Here is a 15,848-nt window from a genome sequence, read left to right on the forward strand (position 1 = left end):
GATAAACCACCCAAGAATTTTCAAATCGTTAATCATCCGCTAAACACTGCAAATGCCCATGGCGCACGCCGCGCTGGGCAATCACGTCGTCGGCAAAATGCTGTATCTCGACCATGTCTCCCTTCAGCACCGCAATCTCAAGGCAGTCGTCATGACTGATATGCACATGCAGCGTGGCGACGGAGAGATCGTGATGATGATGCTGGGTGGCCATCAGCCGGCTCGCCAGTTCGCGTTTTTCATGCTCGTACACATATGACAGGACGGCATAACCGCGCCGCGGCTCCGACGGTGCGGGATCCTGGTTGAGGGCGTCTCGCAGAATATCGCGTACCGCCTCCGAACGATTGTAGTAGCCGCGGCGGGCGCTGAGCGCATCGAGAGCGGCCAGCAGGTCATCATCAAGAGTCAGGGTTACGCGCTGCATGGCATGGCCTCGTTAAGCAGAGTGGCAGGAAAAGGTGGCAGCACCGCCTGCTGGAGCGCCTGTCCGGCAGGGGAGCGCAGGCGCAGCGGTAGACTGACCGTTGCGGTTTCGACGATGCGTCCGTGCTCCATCACCAGCACCCGCTGGCAAAAGCGCTCCACCAGCCGCAGGTCGTGAGTGATGAACAGGCAGGCGGTGCCAAACTGGGCTTGCAGGCGCTTCAGCAGGGCGATAATCTCCGCCTGCAGCAGCAGATCGAGATTCGAGACCGCTTCATCCAGAATCAACAGCTGCGGCCGTACTGCCAGGGCGCGAGCCAGGCAGACGCGCTGCAGCTGTCCGCCGCTGAGCTGCGACGGGCGTTTATCGAGTAGCGTCGTGGAAAGGTCGACCGCCTGCAGCATCTCTTCCACCTGACGCGCGCGTTCCTCGCGCGACAAGCGCAACAGATGGCGCAGCGGCTCGCTGACGATCTCGCGCACCGTTTTGCGCGGATTCACCGCGCTGAAGGCGTCCTGAAACACCAGCTGAATATCGCGGCGGAAGGCGCCGACGGCCTCGCCCTTCAGGGCGGTCAGCGGTGTGCCGCGCCAGACAATATCGCCGTGCTGCGGCGTTTCCAGGCCCACCAGCATCCGCGCCAGGGTGCTCTTGCCGCAGCCGCTGCGCCCGAGCAGGGCCACCGTTTCGCCGGGGGCGATGGCGAGTTGGACCTCGTGCAGGACCCTGCCGTGGTGCGGGTAATTGTGGCTCACCCCGGTGACGCTGAGTAAATTCATGCTGTTTTCTCCAGTCCGTACAGCGCCAGATGCGCCGCCAACAGGCGTTGGCTCAGCGGGTGCTGTGGGGCGCTGAACAGCGTATTTACATCGCACTGTTCAACGAGGCGACCGTTCTCCATGACCGCTACGTAATCCGCCAGCCGCGCCACAACGCCCATGTCATGGGTCACCAGCAGCAGCCCCAGACCGCGGCTGGCGACGATATCCGCCAGCAGATTGAGGATCCGCGCCTGGGCGATGGCATCGAGGTCGGTGGTCGGTTCGTCGGCGATGATAAAGGGCGCGCGGCTGAGCAGGGCGAGGGCGACCATCATCCGTTGCAGCATGCCGCCGCTCATCTCAAAGGGGTAGCGTTTCAGCAGCGCCCGCGGATTATCCAGACCCACCTCTTCCATTGCCGCCAGCAGGGCGGCGTCACTTGCTTCGCGGCCCGCCGCCCGGCAGGTTTCCCGGGCGTGGGCGGACATGGTATGCAGCGGATTAAAGGCGCTGCGTGGGTTCTGCATGATAGTGGCGATAGTCGCGCCGCGCAGCTGTTCGCCGTGCACCGGCATGCCGTCAAGCAACACCCGGCCGGCGGTCTGGTTGACGCCGGGCGGCAGCAGGCCCAGCGCGGCGGCGCAGGTGAGCGATTTCCCGCTGCCGCTGCTGCCGAGCAGCGCCAGTACCTGGCCGCGGCGCAGGGTAAGCGAGACGTCGCTGACCAGCGGGCGGTCGGCGGTAAGGGCGATCTGTTGCAGTTGGATCTTCTGCGGCATCAGTGGCTATGCTCCGCGATCAGGTGAGGATCGAGGCGATCGCGCAGCGCGTCGCCCAGCAGGTTAAAGGCCATCACGCTGATGAACAGCGCCAGCCCCGGCCAGACCATCTGCAGCGGCTGGGTCCAGATATACTGCCGGGCGTCGTTGATCATCACCCCCCATTCCGCCGTCGGCGCGCTGACGCCGAGGCCAAGGAACGACATGCCGGCCACGTGAAGCATCATATGACCGATATCCAGCGAGGCGAGCACCAGCAGCGAGGGGATCACCGCCCCTGCCAGATGGTCGCTGAACAGCCGCCACTGGCTGGCGCCGCTCAGGCGGGCGGCGAGGATAAATTCGCGCTGGCGCAGGGAGACCACCAGATTACGCACCATTCTGGCGTACCAGGCCCAGTGCGACAGCGCAATGGCGAGGATCACGTTGGTCAGCCCGGTACCCAACACCCCCACCATAAAGAACGACAGGATCGAGGTCGGAAAGGTCATAAACAGTTCGGCGAGGCGCATCAGGCCGCGGTCGGCGCGGCCGCCCAGCAGCCCGGCGCTGCCGCCAACCGCCAAACCGATCAGCAGCACCAGCAGCAGGCAGGCCATTACCGCCCCCAGCGAGACGCGGGTGGCGGCCAGCAGGCGCGAGAAAATATCCCGTCCAAGATGATCGGTTCCCAGCCAGTGCGCCCCCCCTGGCGGCAGCAGCCGCTGCTGCAGGTTAATCGCCGCCGGATCCCAGGGCAGCCACCAGCCGCTGCCGAGGGCGATGACCGCCAGCAGCGCGATAACCAGCAGGGCCAGTTTCACCGGCCAGCGGAAGTTTCGCAGCCATCTCATACGCTCACCTCCTCATGGCGGCGCAGGCGCGGGTCGAGCGCCGCGTTAAGCACATCCACCGCCAGGTTAGCCAGTACGAACACCGTGACCATCATCAGGGTAAAGCACTGAATCACTGGATAATCGCGATTGAAGATCGCGGAAACCGCGTAGCGGCCAACCCCCGGCCAGGCAAAGATATTTTCGATAATCATCGTGCCGCCGATCAGCTCACCAATGTGCATGCCCATGGCGGTCACCACCGGCAGGGTGGCGTTGCACAGGATATGCCGCCGCTCCACCTGGCGCGTGCTCAACCCGCGCAGCCGCGCCCATACCACGTGACGCTGGCCGGAGACCTCCAGCATGCTGGCGCGCAGCAGCCGGGCGTTAATCGCCAGCGACATAAAGGCGATGGAGACGGCGGGCAATATCAGGTGCTGCCAGTCGCCGTATCCCATCGCCGGGAGCCACTGCAGATGCACGGAAAAGAGCATCACCAGCAGAAAGGCTAGCCAGAAGTTCGGCATCGACACGCCGAGGAAGGCAATCAGCCGTACAGCAAAATCCGGCAGGCGATCGCGATGGCGCGCCGCCCAGATCCCCAGCGGCAGCGAGGTGACGAGGATCAGCGCCAGCGCCGCGCCGGTGAGCAGCAGGGTGGCCGGCAGGAAGTGCAGCAGGTCGTCCAGCACCGGCCGCCGGGTGGCATAAGAGAGGCCGAAGTCCAGGTGCAGCGCCCGCCACAGCCAGTGCAGATACTGCATCGCCAGCGGCTGGTTGAGCCCCAGCAGTTCGCGGGTCGAGGCGACCATCTCTTCCGTGGGCGGCAAGTTCGACAGGCGCAGATAATCCAGCGCCGGGTCGCCGGTGCCGAGCCGCAGCAGCAGAAAGATGATGGCGGAGGCGGCGAGCAACAGCGGGATCAGCAGCAGCAGGCGGCGTAAAATATAGCGTAGCATTATGGCGTTACCGGTTTAATCTGGTCGAACGGGATCTCGGTGGTCACCGGCGCGAACGGGATCTCGCCGACCTCCTGGCGCGCAACCGACATCAGCGAGACATAGCTGATGGGTAGGTACACCGCGTCCTGATGCAGACGGGTCAGCACATCGTGGTACAGCCGTTTCCGCTGCGCCTCGTCGCTGGTGGTCAGCACCTCGCTAATCTCTTTATCAATCAGCGCTTTGTCGGGCAGGCCGCGCTGGGCCTGATAATCGGCATGCGAGGGCACGCGCATCGAGCTTAAAAAGGCATGCGGATCGTAGGGGGCGCCCCAGGTGCGATTGAAGATCATGCCGAACCGGCCTTCGCGCTGGCGCGCATAGATGCTGCTCTCCTCCTCGCCCACCAGGGTGACGCGGACGCCGACCTCCCGCAGATTGGCCTGAATAATTTCGGCCATCGATTTAGCCAGCGCGTCGGTGCCGATAAACGCCAGCTCAATCGCCAGCGCTTGCCCGGCTTTTTGTCGCCAGGGCTGGCCTTCCGGCTGCTGCCAGCCGGCCTGCGCCAGCAGGGCGCGGGCTTTTGCCGGATCGTAACGGCGCGGCGTCAGATCCTGCGGGGCGTAGGGGACCGAGGGCGCAAACAGGGTGTCGGCAACCTGCTGGGTGCCGTAGAGCACGCTATCGACGAGGGTCTGCTTGTCGACGGCGTAGTTGAGCGCCTCGCGAACCGCCTGCTCGCGGGTCGGGCCCTGGCTGGCGTTCAGCGCCAGCATCACCGTCTCCGTCGGGGCGGAGAGTCGAGCCACGTAGCCGGGGTGATGACGAAAGCGTTCGAAGGTATCCAGCGGTAGCAGCCCTTCGTCGCCGTAGAGCATGTCAATTTCCCCGGTTTCGAACGCCACCGCGCGGCTGGTGGCGTCAGGGATTACTTTGATGGTGATTTGCTGCAGCGCGGGTTTATTACCCCAGTACTGTTCGTTGCGTACCAGCACGTCGCGCTGATTGAGCTGCGAGCTCGCCAGTCGCCACGGCCCGGTGCCGATCGGGGCTTTGATGCCGTTGGCGGTGCCGCCATCGATAAACTGCGAGGGGGCGATAAAGCGGAACGGGCGGGGCAGGGCCAGCTCTTGTAGCAAAGGGGCGTAGGCGCTTTTCAGGGTGATCTGCAGCTCGCTGGCGCTGAGCGCCCGCACGTCGGTTATCTGATTGGCGAGCTCAAGCCAGGCGTGGCGTTGACGGTTGGCGAGCACCGCCTGGAAATTCGCCGCTGCGGCCTGGGCGGTAAAGGGTTCGCCGTTGGAGAAGGTCACATCCTCGCGCAGGGTGAACCACCAGGTTTTACCATCGTCGGAGTGACGCCAGCGGGTCGCCAGCCAGGGCTGCACGCTGCCGTCAGCCTGATACTTCACCAGCGGCTCATAGACCATGCTTTGGGCAAACATCTGGTTGGGGGTATAAAGATGCGGATTCAGCGGGCCGACGTTCACCGGCCAGGCGGTGGTGAGCGAGTGCTGCGCGGCCTGAGCCAGCAGAGGGACGCAGGCGATCAGCGCCAGCAGAGTGAGGCGGAAAATAGACAAGACGGCAATCTCAACGACAGGAAAGTATGACGATTTTAGTGATTCATCATACTTTCGGAGTAACCTGGATCAAAATTGCGCCGAAAAGTATAAGTAATCCGTATGATTATGCGCAGGGGCAGGCGCCGCTTTACCCCTCAGGGCGCCCGGAACAACCCCAGCAGCGTGGCCACCTGTTCGTCGATCGGCGCCAGATCCCGCTTGACGATCAGATGCAGCGGCGTCGCGCGGCGCGCGCCATGGCTGAGGGGCAGCCGCTTCAGCACGCCCTGATCGAGATGGGAACGAATGCGCTCTTCCGGCAGCCAGCCGAAGCCGACCTGATACATCACCGCATCAATGGCGGCGTCAATGGTGGAGAAAGTCCAGGCGTCACGCGTCGCCTGGCCATCGCCGGTCTGGTCGGCAATGCGCACCAGCGGCCATGGCGCCAGCGCGCTATCCTCCAGCGGACCGTCGAGGGCGGCGAGAGGATGGTCGCGGTGGGCGACGGCGATAAAATCAATATTCATCAGCCACTCTCCGCGGCCGGTAATATCCTGGCGGCGGGTCAGAACCATGACATCGGCTTCCGTTCGCGCCGCACCCTCGTCATCCATATTTTCCAGCACTTCGGTGAGTCTGACCTGCGTCTGCGGATAACGCTGCTGAAACTGGCGCAAAATGGCGAACAACCGCTGGCGCGGGAAAATGCTGTCGACCACCAGATCCAGACGGGTGCGCGCCCCGTTGCGCAGAGTGGCGGCATGCGTCTCAACGTAGGCGAAGGCCTGTAGCAGCGGTTTGACCTGATTCAGCAGCAGTTCGCCGGCCGGGGTCAGCACCGCCCGCCGCCCGGACGGCGCCAGCAGCGCTACCCCTAAACGCTCCTGCAGCAGCGCGAGGTTATAGCTCACCGAAGACTGGCTGCGATTGGTCTCCTCCGCCGCTCTGGCAAAGCTCCCCAATTCCACTACCTTTTCGAGTAACGCCCACTGCTCCAGGGTTGTCTTGTGCATAATCAATCTAAAATTTGGATGTATTTAATCCAAACATAGCGTTATTCATTCAATTTTTAAAGACGTATGCTGTCCTCAACAACACAGAGGAGAATAAATGATGAGCACTTTCGACAAACATGACCTCAGCGGCTTTATCGGTAAACATCTGGTCTACACCTACGACAACGGCTGGAACTACGAAATTTACGTCAAAAACGGCCACACCCTCGACTACCGTATTCACAGCGGCATCGTTGGCAATCGCTGGGTGAAAGATCAGGAAGCGTACATCGTGCGGGTGGGGGAAAGTATCTACAAAATCTCATGGACCGAACCGACCGGTACCGACGTCAGCCTGATCGTCAACCTGGGCGATAAACTGTTCCACGGCACCATTTTCTTCCCGCGCTGGATCATGAATAACCCGGAAAAAACCGTCTGCTTCCAGAACGATCACATTCCTCTGATGAATTCGTACCGCGATGCCGGCCCGGCCTACCCGACGGAAGTGATTGACGAGTTTGCTACTATCACCTTCATTCGCGACTGTGGCGCGGATAATGACGAGGTTATTAATTGCCCGGCAAGTGAATTGCCAGCTGATTTTCCTGCAAATTTGTAATTAAGCAGAAATAACTTTGTGATCTGCGCTAACTTTTTGTCATCAAGCGTGACAAAGACAGCGTCATTAATTGTTATCTGGTTTAACCCCCGTTTACTTTCCGCGATAGCGTTCCTGTTTTCTTTTCCAGACAGGAACGCTTTTTTGTCAAAATTCTGCCATAAATAAAACCTATCATTCTGTTTCTTAATGATTTATTTGGCTATGCTGAGAAAAGATTAATTTCTTAATATTATCCTAAGCAAGGTCGACTACATTAATAGTGGTCGAAATACCCTGAAATGGAATGCCGCGCTGAACTCACTTCATTTTAATTTCGTTTAAGTCCGCAGGCGCAGGATATTTTATTCTAACGACCCAGGTTTGTGCGTGGGTCATCTACAGAACAGGATGATGATGAGCGATTTTTTGCCTTTTTCGCGCCCGTCGATGGGCGACGCAGAGCTGGCAGCCCTGCGTGAAGTTTTAACGTCGGGCTGGATCACCACCGGACCGAAGAATCAGGCACTTGAAGCGGCATTTTGCCAGTTGACCGGCAACCGCCACGCGATTGCCGTCAGTTCAGCGACCGGCGGGATGCATGTGACCCTGATGGCGCTGGGTATTGGCCCTGGCGATGAAGTCATTACACCGTCCCAGACCTGGGTCTCCACTCTCAATATGATCTGCCTGCTGGGCGCCACGCCGGTAATGATCGATGTCGATAACGACAATCTGATGATCACCCCTGAGGCGGTGGCAGCGGCGATCACCTCGCGTACCAAAGCGATTATTCCTGTGCACTACGCGGGGGCGCCAGCCGATATCGACGCCATTCGCGCGGTGGGCGAGCGCCATGGCATTCCGGTGATCGAAGACGCCGCCCATGCGGCGGGGACCCACTATAAGGGCCGCCACGTAGGCTGGCAGGGGACCGCGATTTTCTCGTTCCACGCGATCAAAAACATGACCTGCGCTGAAGGCGGCCTGATTGTCACCGACGACGACGAGCTGGCCTCCCGTATCCGCAGCCTGAAATTCCATGGCCTTGGCGTGGACGCCTATGACCGCCAGACCCATGGCCGCGCGCCGCAGGCGGAGGTGATCGCTCCGGGCTTTAAATACAATCTTGCCGACATCAACGCCGCGCTGGCGCTGGTCCAGCTGGAAAAACTGCCTCACGCCAACCAGCGGCGGGCGGAAATTGCCCAGCGCTATCTGCGCGAACTGGCGGACACGCCGTTTACGCCCCTGACCGTCCCGGCCTGGGATCACCAGCACGCCTGGCATCTGTTTATCATCCGCGTCGATGAGGCTGCCTGCGGCATCAGCCGCGACGCGTTGATGGAAAAGCTAAAGGCGATGGGTATCGGCACCGGTCTGCACTTCCGTGCGGCCCATACGCAAAAATATTACCGCGAGCGCTTCCCGGAGGTTTCCCTGCCGAATACCGAATGGAACAGCGCCCGCATCTGTTCTCTCCCGTTGTTCCCGGACATGACCGATGACGATGTCACTCGCGTCATTTCCGCACTGCGCCAGCTGTCAGGACGTTGATATGCTTACTTACCCTCCCGTGAAGAAGGTCTCGGTGGTTATTCCGGTTTATAACGAACAGGATAGCCTGCCGGAGCTGCTTCGTCGTACGGATACCGCCTGCGCCACGCTGGGGCGGCAATATGAAATTCTGCTGATCGACGATGGCAGCAGCGACGATTCCGCGCGCATGCTCACCGAAGCTGCCGAGGCGGAAGGCAGTCACGTCGTCGCCGTGCTGTTAAACCGTAACTACGGGCAGCACTCGGCGATCATGGCCGGTTTCAGCCATGTAACCGGCGATTTAATCATTACGCTTGACGCCGACCTGCAAAACCCGCCGGAAGAGATCCCGCGGTTGGTAGAGAAGGCGGATGAAGGCTACGACGTGGTGGGCACCGTTCGCCAGAACCGTCAGGACAGCATCTTCCGCAAAACCGCGTCGAAGATGATCAACCGCCTGATCCAGCGCACCACCGGCAAAGCGATGGGCGACTACGGCTGCATGCTGCGCGCTTACCGCCGCCATATCATCGACGCCATGCTCAACTGCCATGAGCGCAGCACCTTTATCCCGATCCTGGCGAATACCTTCGCCCGGCGCGCGGTGGAGATCCCGGTGATGCACGCCGAGCGCGAATTCGGCGACTCCAAATACAGCTTTATGCGCCTGATCAACCTGATGTACGACCTGGTGACCTGTCTGACCACCACGCCGCTGCGTCTGCTCAGCATTTTCGGCAGCGTGATAGCCCTGCTGGGCTTCGCCTTTGGCCTGATGCTGGTGGTGCTGCGTCTGGCCTTTGGCCCGCAGTGGGCGGCGGAAGGGGTATTTATGCTCTTCGCCGTGCTGTTTATGTTCATCGGCGCTCAGTTTATCGGGATGGGCCTGCTCGGGGAGTATATCGGACGCATCTATAACGACGTGCGCGCGCGTCCCCGCTACTTTATTCAACGTGTTGTTCGCCAGCCGGAAACGGCATCTAAAGAGGAAGATCGTTCATGAAAGCCGTAGTCTTCGCTTATCACGATATGGGCTGCACCGGTATCCAGGCTCTGCTGGACGCTGGATATGATATCGCTGCTATTTTCACCCACCCGGATAACCCTGGCGAAAACCATTTCTTTGGCTCCGTGGCGCGCCTTGCCGCCGAGCAGGGCATTCCGGTGTGGGCGCCGGAAGACGTGAACCATCCGCTGTGGATTGAGCGTATCCGCGAGATGAAGCCGGACGTGCTGTTCTCCTTCTACTACCGCAACCTGCTGGGCGATGAGATCCTCAGTCTTGCGCCGAAAGGGGCGTTTAACCTACACGGTTCGCTGCTGCCGAAATATCGCGGCCGCGCGCCGCTGAACTGGGTACTGGTCAATGGCGAAAGCGAAACCGGCGTGACGCTGCACCGGATGGTGAACCGCGCGGATGCCGGCGATATCGTCGCTCAGCAAACCGTGGCGATTGGCCCGGATGACGCCGCCCTGACGCTGCACCGCAAGCTGTGCGCTGCCGCCACTGAGCTGCTGAGCCAGGCGTTGCCGGCGATCCTCGCCGGAACCACCGATGAACGTCCGCAGGATCACAGCCAGGCGACCTATGTGGGACGGCGCACCCCGGAAGATGGCCGCCTCGACTGGGAGCAGCCGGCGCAGACGCTGCACAATCTGGTGCGCGCGGTCTCCGATCCGTGGCCGGGGGCCTTCGGCTACGCTGGCGCGAACAAATTTATTGTCTGGAAATCCCGTGTACGCAGTGATCTACCTGCAGCCAAACCGGGCACCGTTATCTCCGTTGCACCGCTGATCGTGGCGTGCCAGGAAGGGGCGCTGGAGATTGTCACCGGCCAGACCGAACGCGGCGTGTACATGCAGGGCGCCCAGCTGGCGCAGGCGCTGGGCCTGGTGTCCGGGGCGGTGATCAGCAGCAAACCGGTGGTGGCGGTTAAGCGTCGTACCCGGGTGCTGATCCTCGGCGTCAATGGCTTTATCGGTAACCATCTGACCGAACGCCTGCTGCAGGACGACAACTATGAGATTTACGGCCTGGATATCGGCTCCGACGCCATCAGCCGTTTCCTCGACTGCCCGCGTTTTCACTTCGTGGAAGGCGATATCAGCATTCACTCCGAGTGGATCGAATATCACATTAAGAAATGCGACGTGGTGCTGCCGCTGGTAGCTATCGCCACCCCTATCGAGTACACCCGCAACCCGCTGCGCGTGTTCGAGCTGGATTTCGAAGAGAACCTGAAGATCATCCGCGATTGCGTGAAATACAATAAGCGCATCATCTTCCCGTCGACCTCTGAAGTGTACGGCATGTGCACCGACAAAAACTTCGACGAAGATACTTCCAACCTGGTGGTCGGGCCGATCAACAAACAGCGCTGGATCTACTCGGTCTCCAAGCAGCTGCTGGACCGCGTGATCTGGGCCTACGGCGATAAGAATGGCCTGAAGTTCACCCTGTTCCGTCCGTTCAACTGGATGGGGCCGCGTCTGGATAACCTCAACGCCGCGCGTATCGGCAGCTCCCGCGCCATCACCCAGCTGATCCTCAACCTGGTGGAAGGCTCGCCGATCAAGCTCATCGAAGGCGGTAAGCAGAAGCGCTGCTTTACTGACATCAGCGACGGTATCGAAGCGCTGTTCCGCATCATCGAGAACAAAGACGGCCGCTGCGACGGGCAGATCATCAACATCGGTAACCCGGATAACGAAGCGAGCATCAAAGAGCTGGCGGAGATGCTGCTGGCCTGCTTCGAACGCCATCCGCTGCGCGATCGCTTCCCGCCGTTTGCCGGCTTCCGCGAAGTGGAAAGCAGCGACTACTACGGCAAGGGCTATCAGGACGTTGAGCATCGCAAACCGAGCATCCGCAACGCCAAACGCTGCCTGAACTGGGAGCCGAAGGTGGAGATGGAAGAGACCGTTGAGCATACGCTGGACTTCTTCCTGCGCACGGTAGAACTGGTGGACGCTAAACATCCATGAAACAGGTCGGCTTACGCATAGATGTCGATACTTTTCGCGGGACGCGGGACGGTGTTCCGCGGCTGCTGGACCTGCTAGGCCAGCACGGGATTCAGGCAAGCTTCTTCTTCAGCGTCGGGCCGGACAATATGGGGCGCCACCTGTGGCGCCTGGTAAAACCGAAGTTTCTGTGGAAGATGCTGCGTTCCAGAGCGGCTTCGCTGTACGGCTGGGATATTCTGCTGGCCGGCACCGCGTGGCCGGGACGCCGCATCGGCGCGGGGAACGAGGCGGTGATCCGTGCGACCGCCGAGTCTCATGAAGTGGGCCTGCACGCCTGGGACCACTACAGCTGGCAGGCGTGGAGCGGCGTCTGGCCGCAGGAACGGCTGACGCTGGAGGTCGAGCGTGGCCTGCTGGAGCTCGAGCGCATCATCGGCCGGCCGGTCACCTGTTCGGCCGTTGCCGGCTGGCGCGCCGATCAGCGGGTGGTGAAAGCCAAAGAATCCTTCGATTTTCTCTACAACAGCGACTGTCGCGGCACGCGGCCGTTTCTGCCCCAGCTCGGCAGCGGCGTCTCTGGTACGGTGCAGATCCCGGTCACGTTGCCGACCTGGGACGAGGCGGTGGGCACGGCGGTGGATATCGCCGGCTTTAACCGCTATCTCCTCGACTGCATCCATCGCGACCCTGGCGTGCCGGTCTATACCATTCACGCCGAAGTGGAAGGTATTGCCTATGCCGATCAGTTCGATGAACTGCTGACCATGGCGGCGGAAGAAGAAATTCAGTTTTGCCCACTGAGCCAGCTGCTGCCCGCTGACTTTAGCGAGCTGCCGTCCGGCAAAGTGGTTCGGGGTGAACTGGCTGGCCGGGAAGGCTGGCTCGGACGTGAACAATTACTGACTTCGGGTGTTTGATGAAAAGCATTCGCTATGGCGTCTCTCTGATTGCGCTGTTTGCGCTGTATTACCTGCTGCCGCTCAATTTCCGTTTGCTCTGGCAACCCGATGAAACACGCTATGCGGAGATCAGCCGTGAAATGCTGGCCACCGGCGACTGGGTGGTGCCGCATTTTCTCGGGCTGCGCTACTTCGAAAAGCCGATTGCCGGTTACTGGATCAACAGTGTCGGCCAGTGGCTGTTTGGCCATAATAACTTCGGCGTACGCTTCGGGTCGGTCTTCGCCATCACCATGACCGCCGTGCTGGTGGCCTGGCTGGCGTGGCGCATCTTTCGCGATAAGCGGGTAGCCGTCCTGTCGCCAGTGATTTTTCTCACCGCGATGCTGGTGTATGCGATTGGTACCTATGCGGTGCTGGACCCGATGATCACCCTGTGGCTGGCGCTGGCGATGTGCAGCTTCTGGGGCGCGACGCAGGCGCAGAGCCGCGGCGGCAAAATACTGGGTTACGTGCTGTTGGGCGTCGCCTGCGGTATGGGGGTGATGACCAAAGGTTTCCTTGCGCTGGCGGTGCCGGTGGTGGGCGTTCTGCCGTGGGTGATCGCCCGTAAACGCTGGCGTGAAGTGCTGACCTACGGTTGGCTGGCGGTGGTCGTCTGTACGCTGGTGGTGCTGCCCTGGGGGCTGGCTATCGCCCAGCGAGAGCCGGACTTCTGGCGCTACTTCTTCTGGGTCGAGCATATTCAGCGTTTCGCCGAAAAAGACGCCCAGCACAAAGCGCCGTTCTGGTACTACATCCCGTTCCTGATCGCCGGCAGCTTGCCGTGGCTGGCCCTGCTGCCAGGGGCGCTGAAGCGCGGCTGGCGTGAGCGCGATGAGGCCCGCGGCGCGCTGTATCTGCTCGGTTGGGTGGCGATGCCGTTCCTGTTCTTCAGTATTGCTAAAGGCAAACTGCCGACCTATATCCTGCCGTGCTTTGCGCCGCTGTCGATCCTGATGGCCCGCTACGCGCTGGAGGCGGCGAAGACCGGCGCGAAAGCGCTGCGCATCAATGGGATGATCAACCTGGGCTTTGGCCTGCTGGGGCTGATCGCCGTGCTGGTGGTCTCGCCCTGGGGCGTGATGCACAAGCCGGTATGGACCAAGATTGAGCTGTATAAATGTCTGCTGGCGGCCATCGCCTTCGCCGTCTGGGCGCTGATGGGCTGGTTGGCGATGAAAGACGCTGGTCGCCGTTGGAGCCTGGCGGCGCTTTGCCCGCTTGGCCTGGCGCTGCTGGTGGGCTTCGCCATTCCGGACCGGGTTATCGACAGCAAACAGCCGCAGTTCCTCGTGGACATCGTCAGCGAATCCCTGCAGCCCAGCCGTTACGTCCTGACTAACAACGTCGGGATTGCCGGCGGCCTGGCCTGGGAGCTGAAGCGAAGCGATATTATTATGTTCGACAAACAGGGTGAGCTGAAGTACGGTCTCGACTGGCCGGACGCTCAGGGAAGCTTTGTCAGCCAGGCCGGGTTTGCCGACTGGCTGGCCACGCATCGTCAGCAGGGGCCGGTCTCGCTGGTGCTGTTGATGGATAAAGGAGAGAGTATGGTCGACTTACCGTTACCGAAACCCGATAACGCCTACGAGCTGGGTCGGGTGGTCTTCCTTCAGTACCTGCCGCAATGAGCGTCTGGATCTGTCTGGTGTTCGCCAGCCTGCTGAGCTGCGCCGGACAGCTGTGCCAGAAACAGGCGACCCGCCCGTCCCGTCGCGGACGGCGGAGTCGCCATATACTCTTCTGGCTGGGGATGGCGCTGCTATGCCTCGGCTGCGGCATGCTGCTGTGGCTGAGCGTCCTGCAGTCTATTCCAGTGAGCATCGCCTATCCGATGCTGAGCCTGAACTTCGTCTGGGTCACCCTTGCGGGCTGGGGCATCTGGCATGAGCCGGTCGCTCGCCGCCACTGGTTTGGCGTCGGGTTGATCGTCGTGGGCATTGTCATTCTGGGGACCAGCGTTTGATGGGCTTTCTCTGGGCATTATTCAGCGTCGGCCTTGTCAGCGCCGCGCAGCTGCTGCTGCGCAGCGCCATGGTGGCCTTGCCGCCGCTGACCGATATTCTGGCCTTTCTCCAGCATCTGCTGCATTTCGAGCCTGGTACCTTCGGCCTGTTTTTCGGCCTGCTGGGCTACCTGTTGTCAATGGTCTGCTGGTACTTTGCCCTCCACCGTCTACCGTTATCAAAAGCGTATGCGCTGTTGAGCCTGAGCTATATCCTGGTGTGGGCTGCCGCCATCTGGCTGCCCGGCTGGCATGAGCCGTTCTACTGGCAATCGCTGCTGGGCGTGGCGATTATCGTCGCCGGCGTATTGACCATCTTCTGGCCGGTGAAACGCCGCTAGCCGGGGAGCCGGCTTTTGGGACGCCCCGGGCCGAGCAGGATCGCCAGCTTGCTGCCCCCGACGGTGGTCTCCATCCAGATTTTACAGACGCTGGTTAACGGCACCGAGAGCAGCATTCCCACCGGCCCCAGCAGCCAGCCCCAGACCAGCAGCGACAGGAACACCACCAGGGTCGACATCCCCAGCCGGTGGCCCATCATGCGCGGCTCCACCATGTTGCCCAGCACCATATGCACCACCAGAAACAGCGCCCCGACCAGCAGGCACTCGTAGATGCCGCTGAACAGCAGCGCCTGCAGCATGGGTGGGATGGCGGAGATGGCGGAGCCGATATTCGGCACATAGTTCAGCAGGAACGCCAGCACCCCCCACATCAGCGCGAACTGTACCCCCATCGCCAGCAGCCCCAGCCAGACAATCAGCCCGGTCCACAGGCTGATTAGCGTTTTCAGCGCCAGATAGTGGGTAACGCCTTTCAGCGCCCGGTGCAGCCCGGCGATATGCAGACGAGGGTTATTGAGGGCAAAACGCAGTTTGTAGGGCAGGTGGCGAACCTCAAACAGCATAAAGATCACCGTCATCACCAGCAGCACAATGCTGGCCATCGCCCCGGAAAGCTGGGTCATCAGCGTCGTGGCCCAGGTCATCAGCCGTTCTGAATCCATACGTCGCAGCATGCGCTCCGGATTGATATGCAGGTTGAGAAAGGGGAGATACTCCTGGAGCTGGACGATCTTACGCGTCAGGGCGCGGTTGAAATCAGGCAGCATGGCGACAAAGTCATTGAGCGACGCCGCCAGCACGCCAAGCAGCGCGGTGAGCATCACCAGCATTGCCGTCACCACCAGGGTAATGGCGAACGGGCGCCGCACCCCGCGGCGAATGAACCAGGTGACCAGCGGGTTGAGGACGATAGCGAAAAACAGCGCCAGCAGGAGCTGCACCAGAATATCGGCGGCGGCGTGGATCCCGGCGAGGATAATCACCAGCGCCGCCAGCTTAAGTAAAATATGGAGCCCGGCTTTATCAGCCTGCGGAGGGGACATAGGCATTCCTTTTGTGAGTCGCGCCTGATAAGTGTAGCGGTTCGCCGACTGCCAATATTCCGAAAGGCGAGCTGCTTTTCCGCCGCCAGCGTGGTAATAGTGAAAGCTGGTTGTCGAAA

General features: G+C 61.0%; 16 protein-coding genes. 8 read left to right on the forward strand and 8 right to left on the reverse strand.

Annotated elements, in window-relative coordinates; genetic code table 11:
• Positions 1 to 28: 28 nt before the first annotated feature.
• The 7 genes from nikR to KHQ24_RS01045 all read right to left on the reverse strand — a co-directional run bounded on the left by nikR (position 29) and on the right by KHQ24_RS01045 (position 6,307).
• On the reverse strand, positions 29 to 427 hold the full coding sequence (gene nikR, locus KHQ24_RS01015) for a nickel-responsive transcriptional regulator NikR (RefSeq protein ID WP_211777091.1): 399 nt from the start codon (positions 425 to 427) through the stop codon (positions 29 to 31).
• A complete protein-coding gene (nikE, locus tag KHQ24_RS01020) occupies positions 415 to 1,206 on the reverse strand; it encodes a nickel import ATP-binding protein NikE (protein WP_135683842.1) in 792 nt (263 codons plus the stop codon). The genes nikR and nikE overlap by 13 nt, the downstream gene beginning before the upstream one ends.
• On the reverse strand, positions 1,203 to 1,967 hold the full coding sequence (nikD, locus tag KHQ24_RS01025; protein ID WP_064189856.1) for a nickel import ATP-binding protein NikD: 765 nt from the start codon (positions 1,965 to 1,967) through the stop codon (positions 1,203 to 1,205). The genes nikE and nikD overlap by 4 nt, the downstream gene beginning before the upstream one ends.
• Entirely contained in the window at positions 1,967 to 2,800 is an 834-nt protein-coding gene (nikC, locus tag KHQ24_RS01030) for a nickel ABC transporter permease subunit NikC (protein ID WP_004202068.1), read from the reverse strand. Before nikC ends, nikD begins: the two co-directional genes overlap by 1 nt.
• Entirely contained in the window at positions 2,797 to 3,741 is a 945-nt protein-coding gene (gene nikB / locus KHQ24_RS01035; RefSeq protein ID WP_211777092.1) for a nickel ABC transporter permease subunit NikB, read from the reverse strand. The genes nikC and nikB overlap by 4 nt, the downstream gene beginning before the upstream one ends.
• Positions 3,741 to 5,309 (reverse strand): nickel ABC transporter substrate-binding protein, encoded by a 1,569-nt coding sequence (gene nikA / locus KHQ24_RS01040; protein WP_064189857.1) that lies wholly within the window; start codon positions 5,307 to 5,309, stop codon positions 3,741 to 3,743. Before nikA ends, nikB begins: the two co-directional genes overlap by 1 nt.
• Positions 5,310 to 5,446: 137 nt before the next feature.
• Complete coding sequence (locus tag KHQ24_RS01045) at positions 5,447 to 6,307, reverse strand: LysR family transcriptional regulator (protein WP_017899988.1); 861 nt, start codon at positions 6,305 to 6,307, stop codon at positions 5,447 to 5,449.
• A 97-nt stretch (positions 6,308 to 6,404) separates the two neighbouring features.
• Here KHQ24_RS01045 and KHQ24_RS01050 point away from each other — a divergent pair, with 97 nt between their 5' ends.
• The 8 genes from KHQ24_RS01050 (at position 6,405) to arnF (ending at position 14,683) form a co-directional block, all read left to right on the forward strand.
• On the forward strand, positions 6,405 to 6,911 hold the full coding sequence (locus KHQ24_RS01050; RefSeq protein ID WP_012540376.1) for a phenolic acid decarboxylase: 507 nt from the start codon (positions 6,405 to 6,407) through the stop codon (positions 6,909 to 6,911).
• Positions 6,912 to 7,307: 396 nt separating this feature from the next.
• Positions 7,308 to 8,447, forward strand: coding sequence for a UDP-4-amino-4-deoxy-L-arabinose aminotransferase (arnB, locus tag KHQ24_RS01055; RefSeq protein ID WP_004202075.1), 1,140 nt, complete (start codon positions 7,308 to 7,310; stop codon positions 8,445 to 8,447).
• 1 nt (position 8,448) lies between these two features.
• Positions 8,449 to 9,432, forward strand: coding sequence for an undecaprenyl-phosphate 4-deoxy-4-formamido-L-arabinose transferase (arnC, locus tag KHQ24_RS01060; protein ID WP_004202077.1), 984 nt, complete (start codon positions 8,449 to 8,451; stop codon positions 9,430 to 9,432).
• Complete coding sequence (gene arnA, locus KHQ24_RS01065; protein ID WP_032456699.1) at positions 9,429 to 11,414, forward strand: bifunctional UDP-4-amino-4-deoxy-L-arabinose formyltransferase/UDP-glucuronic acid oxidase ArnA; 1,986 nt, start codon at positions 9,429 to 9,431, stop codon at positions 11,412 to 11,414. Before arnC ends, arnA begins: the two co-directional genes overlap by 4 nt.
• Positions 11,411 to 12,313 (forward strand): 4-deoxy-4-formamido-L-arabinose-phosphoundecaprenol deformylase, encoded by a 903-nt coding sequence (arnD, locus tag KHQ24_RS01070; protein WP_004202080.1) that lies wholly within the window; start codon positions 11,411 to 11,413, stop codon positions 12,311 to 12,313. The genes arnA and arnD overlap by 4 nt, the downstream gene beginning before the upstream one ends.
• Positions 12,313 to 13,968, forward strand: coding sequence for a lipid IV(A) 4-amino-4-deoxy-L-arabinosyltransferase (gene arnT / locus KHQ24_RS01075; protein WP_004202082.1), 1,656 nt, complete (start codon positions 12,313 to 12,315; stop codon positions 13,966 to 13,968). Before arnD ends, arnT begins: the two co-directional genes overlap by 1 nt.
• On the forward strand, positions 13,965 to 14,303 hold the full coding sequence (arnE, locus tag KHQ24_RS01080) for a 4-amino-4-deoxy-L-arabinose-phosphoundecaprenol flippase subunit ArnE (RefSeq protein ID WP_004202083.1): 339 nt from the start codon (positions 13,965 to 13,967) through the stop codon (positions 14,301 to 14,303). The genes arnT and arnE overlap by 4 nt, the downstream gene beginning before the upstream one ends.
• Positions 14,303 to 14,683: a 4-amino-4-deoxy-L-arabinose-phosphoundecaprenol flippase subunit ArnF gene (arnF, locus tag KHQ24_RS01085; protein WP_023319275.1), complete on the forward strand. Its 381-nt coding sequence runs from the start codon at positions 14,303 to 14,305 to the stop codon at positions 14,681 to 14,683. The genes arnE and arnF overlap by 1 nt, the downstream gene beginning before the upstream one ends.
• Here arnF and KHQ24_RS01090 read toward each other — a convergent pair.
• Positions 14,680 to 15,729 (reverse strand): AI-2E family transporter, encoded by a 1,050-nt coding sequence (locus KHQ24_RS01090; protein ID WP_004202085.1) that lies wholly within the window; start codon positions 15,727 to 15,729, stop codon positions 14,680 to 14,682. The genes arnF and KHQ24_RS01090 overlap by 4 nt on opposite strands.
• Between the last annotated feature and the right edge of the window lie 119 nt (positions 15,730 to 15,848).

The organism is Klebsiella sp. 54, assembly GCF_018223875.1.
In the GTDB taxonomy this organism is placed as follows: domain Bacteria; phylum Pseudomonadota; class Gammaproteobacteria; order Enterobacterales; family Enterobacteriaceae; genus Klebsiella; species Klebsiella quasipneumoniae.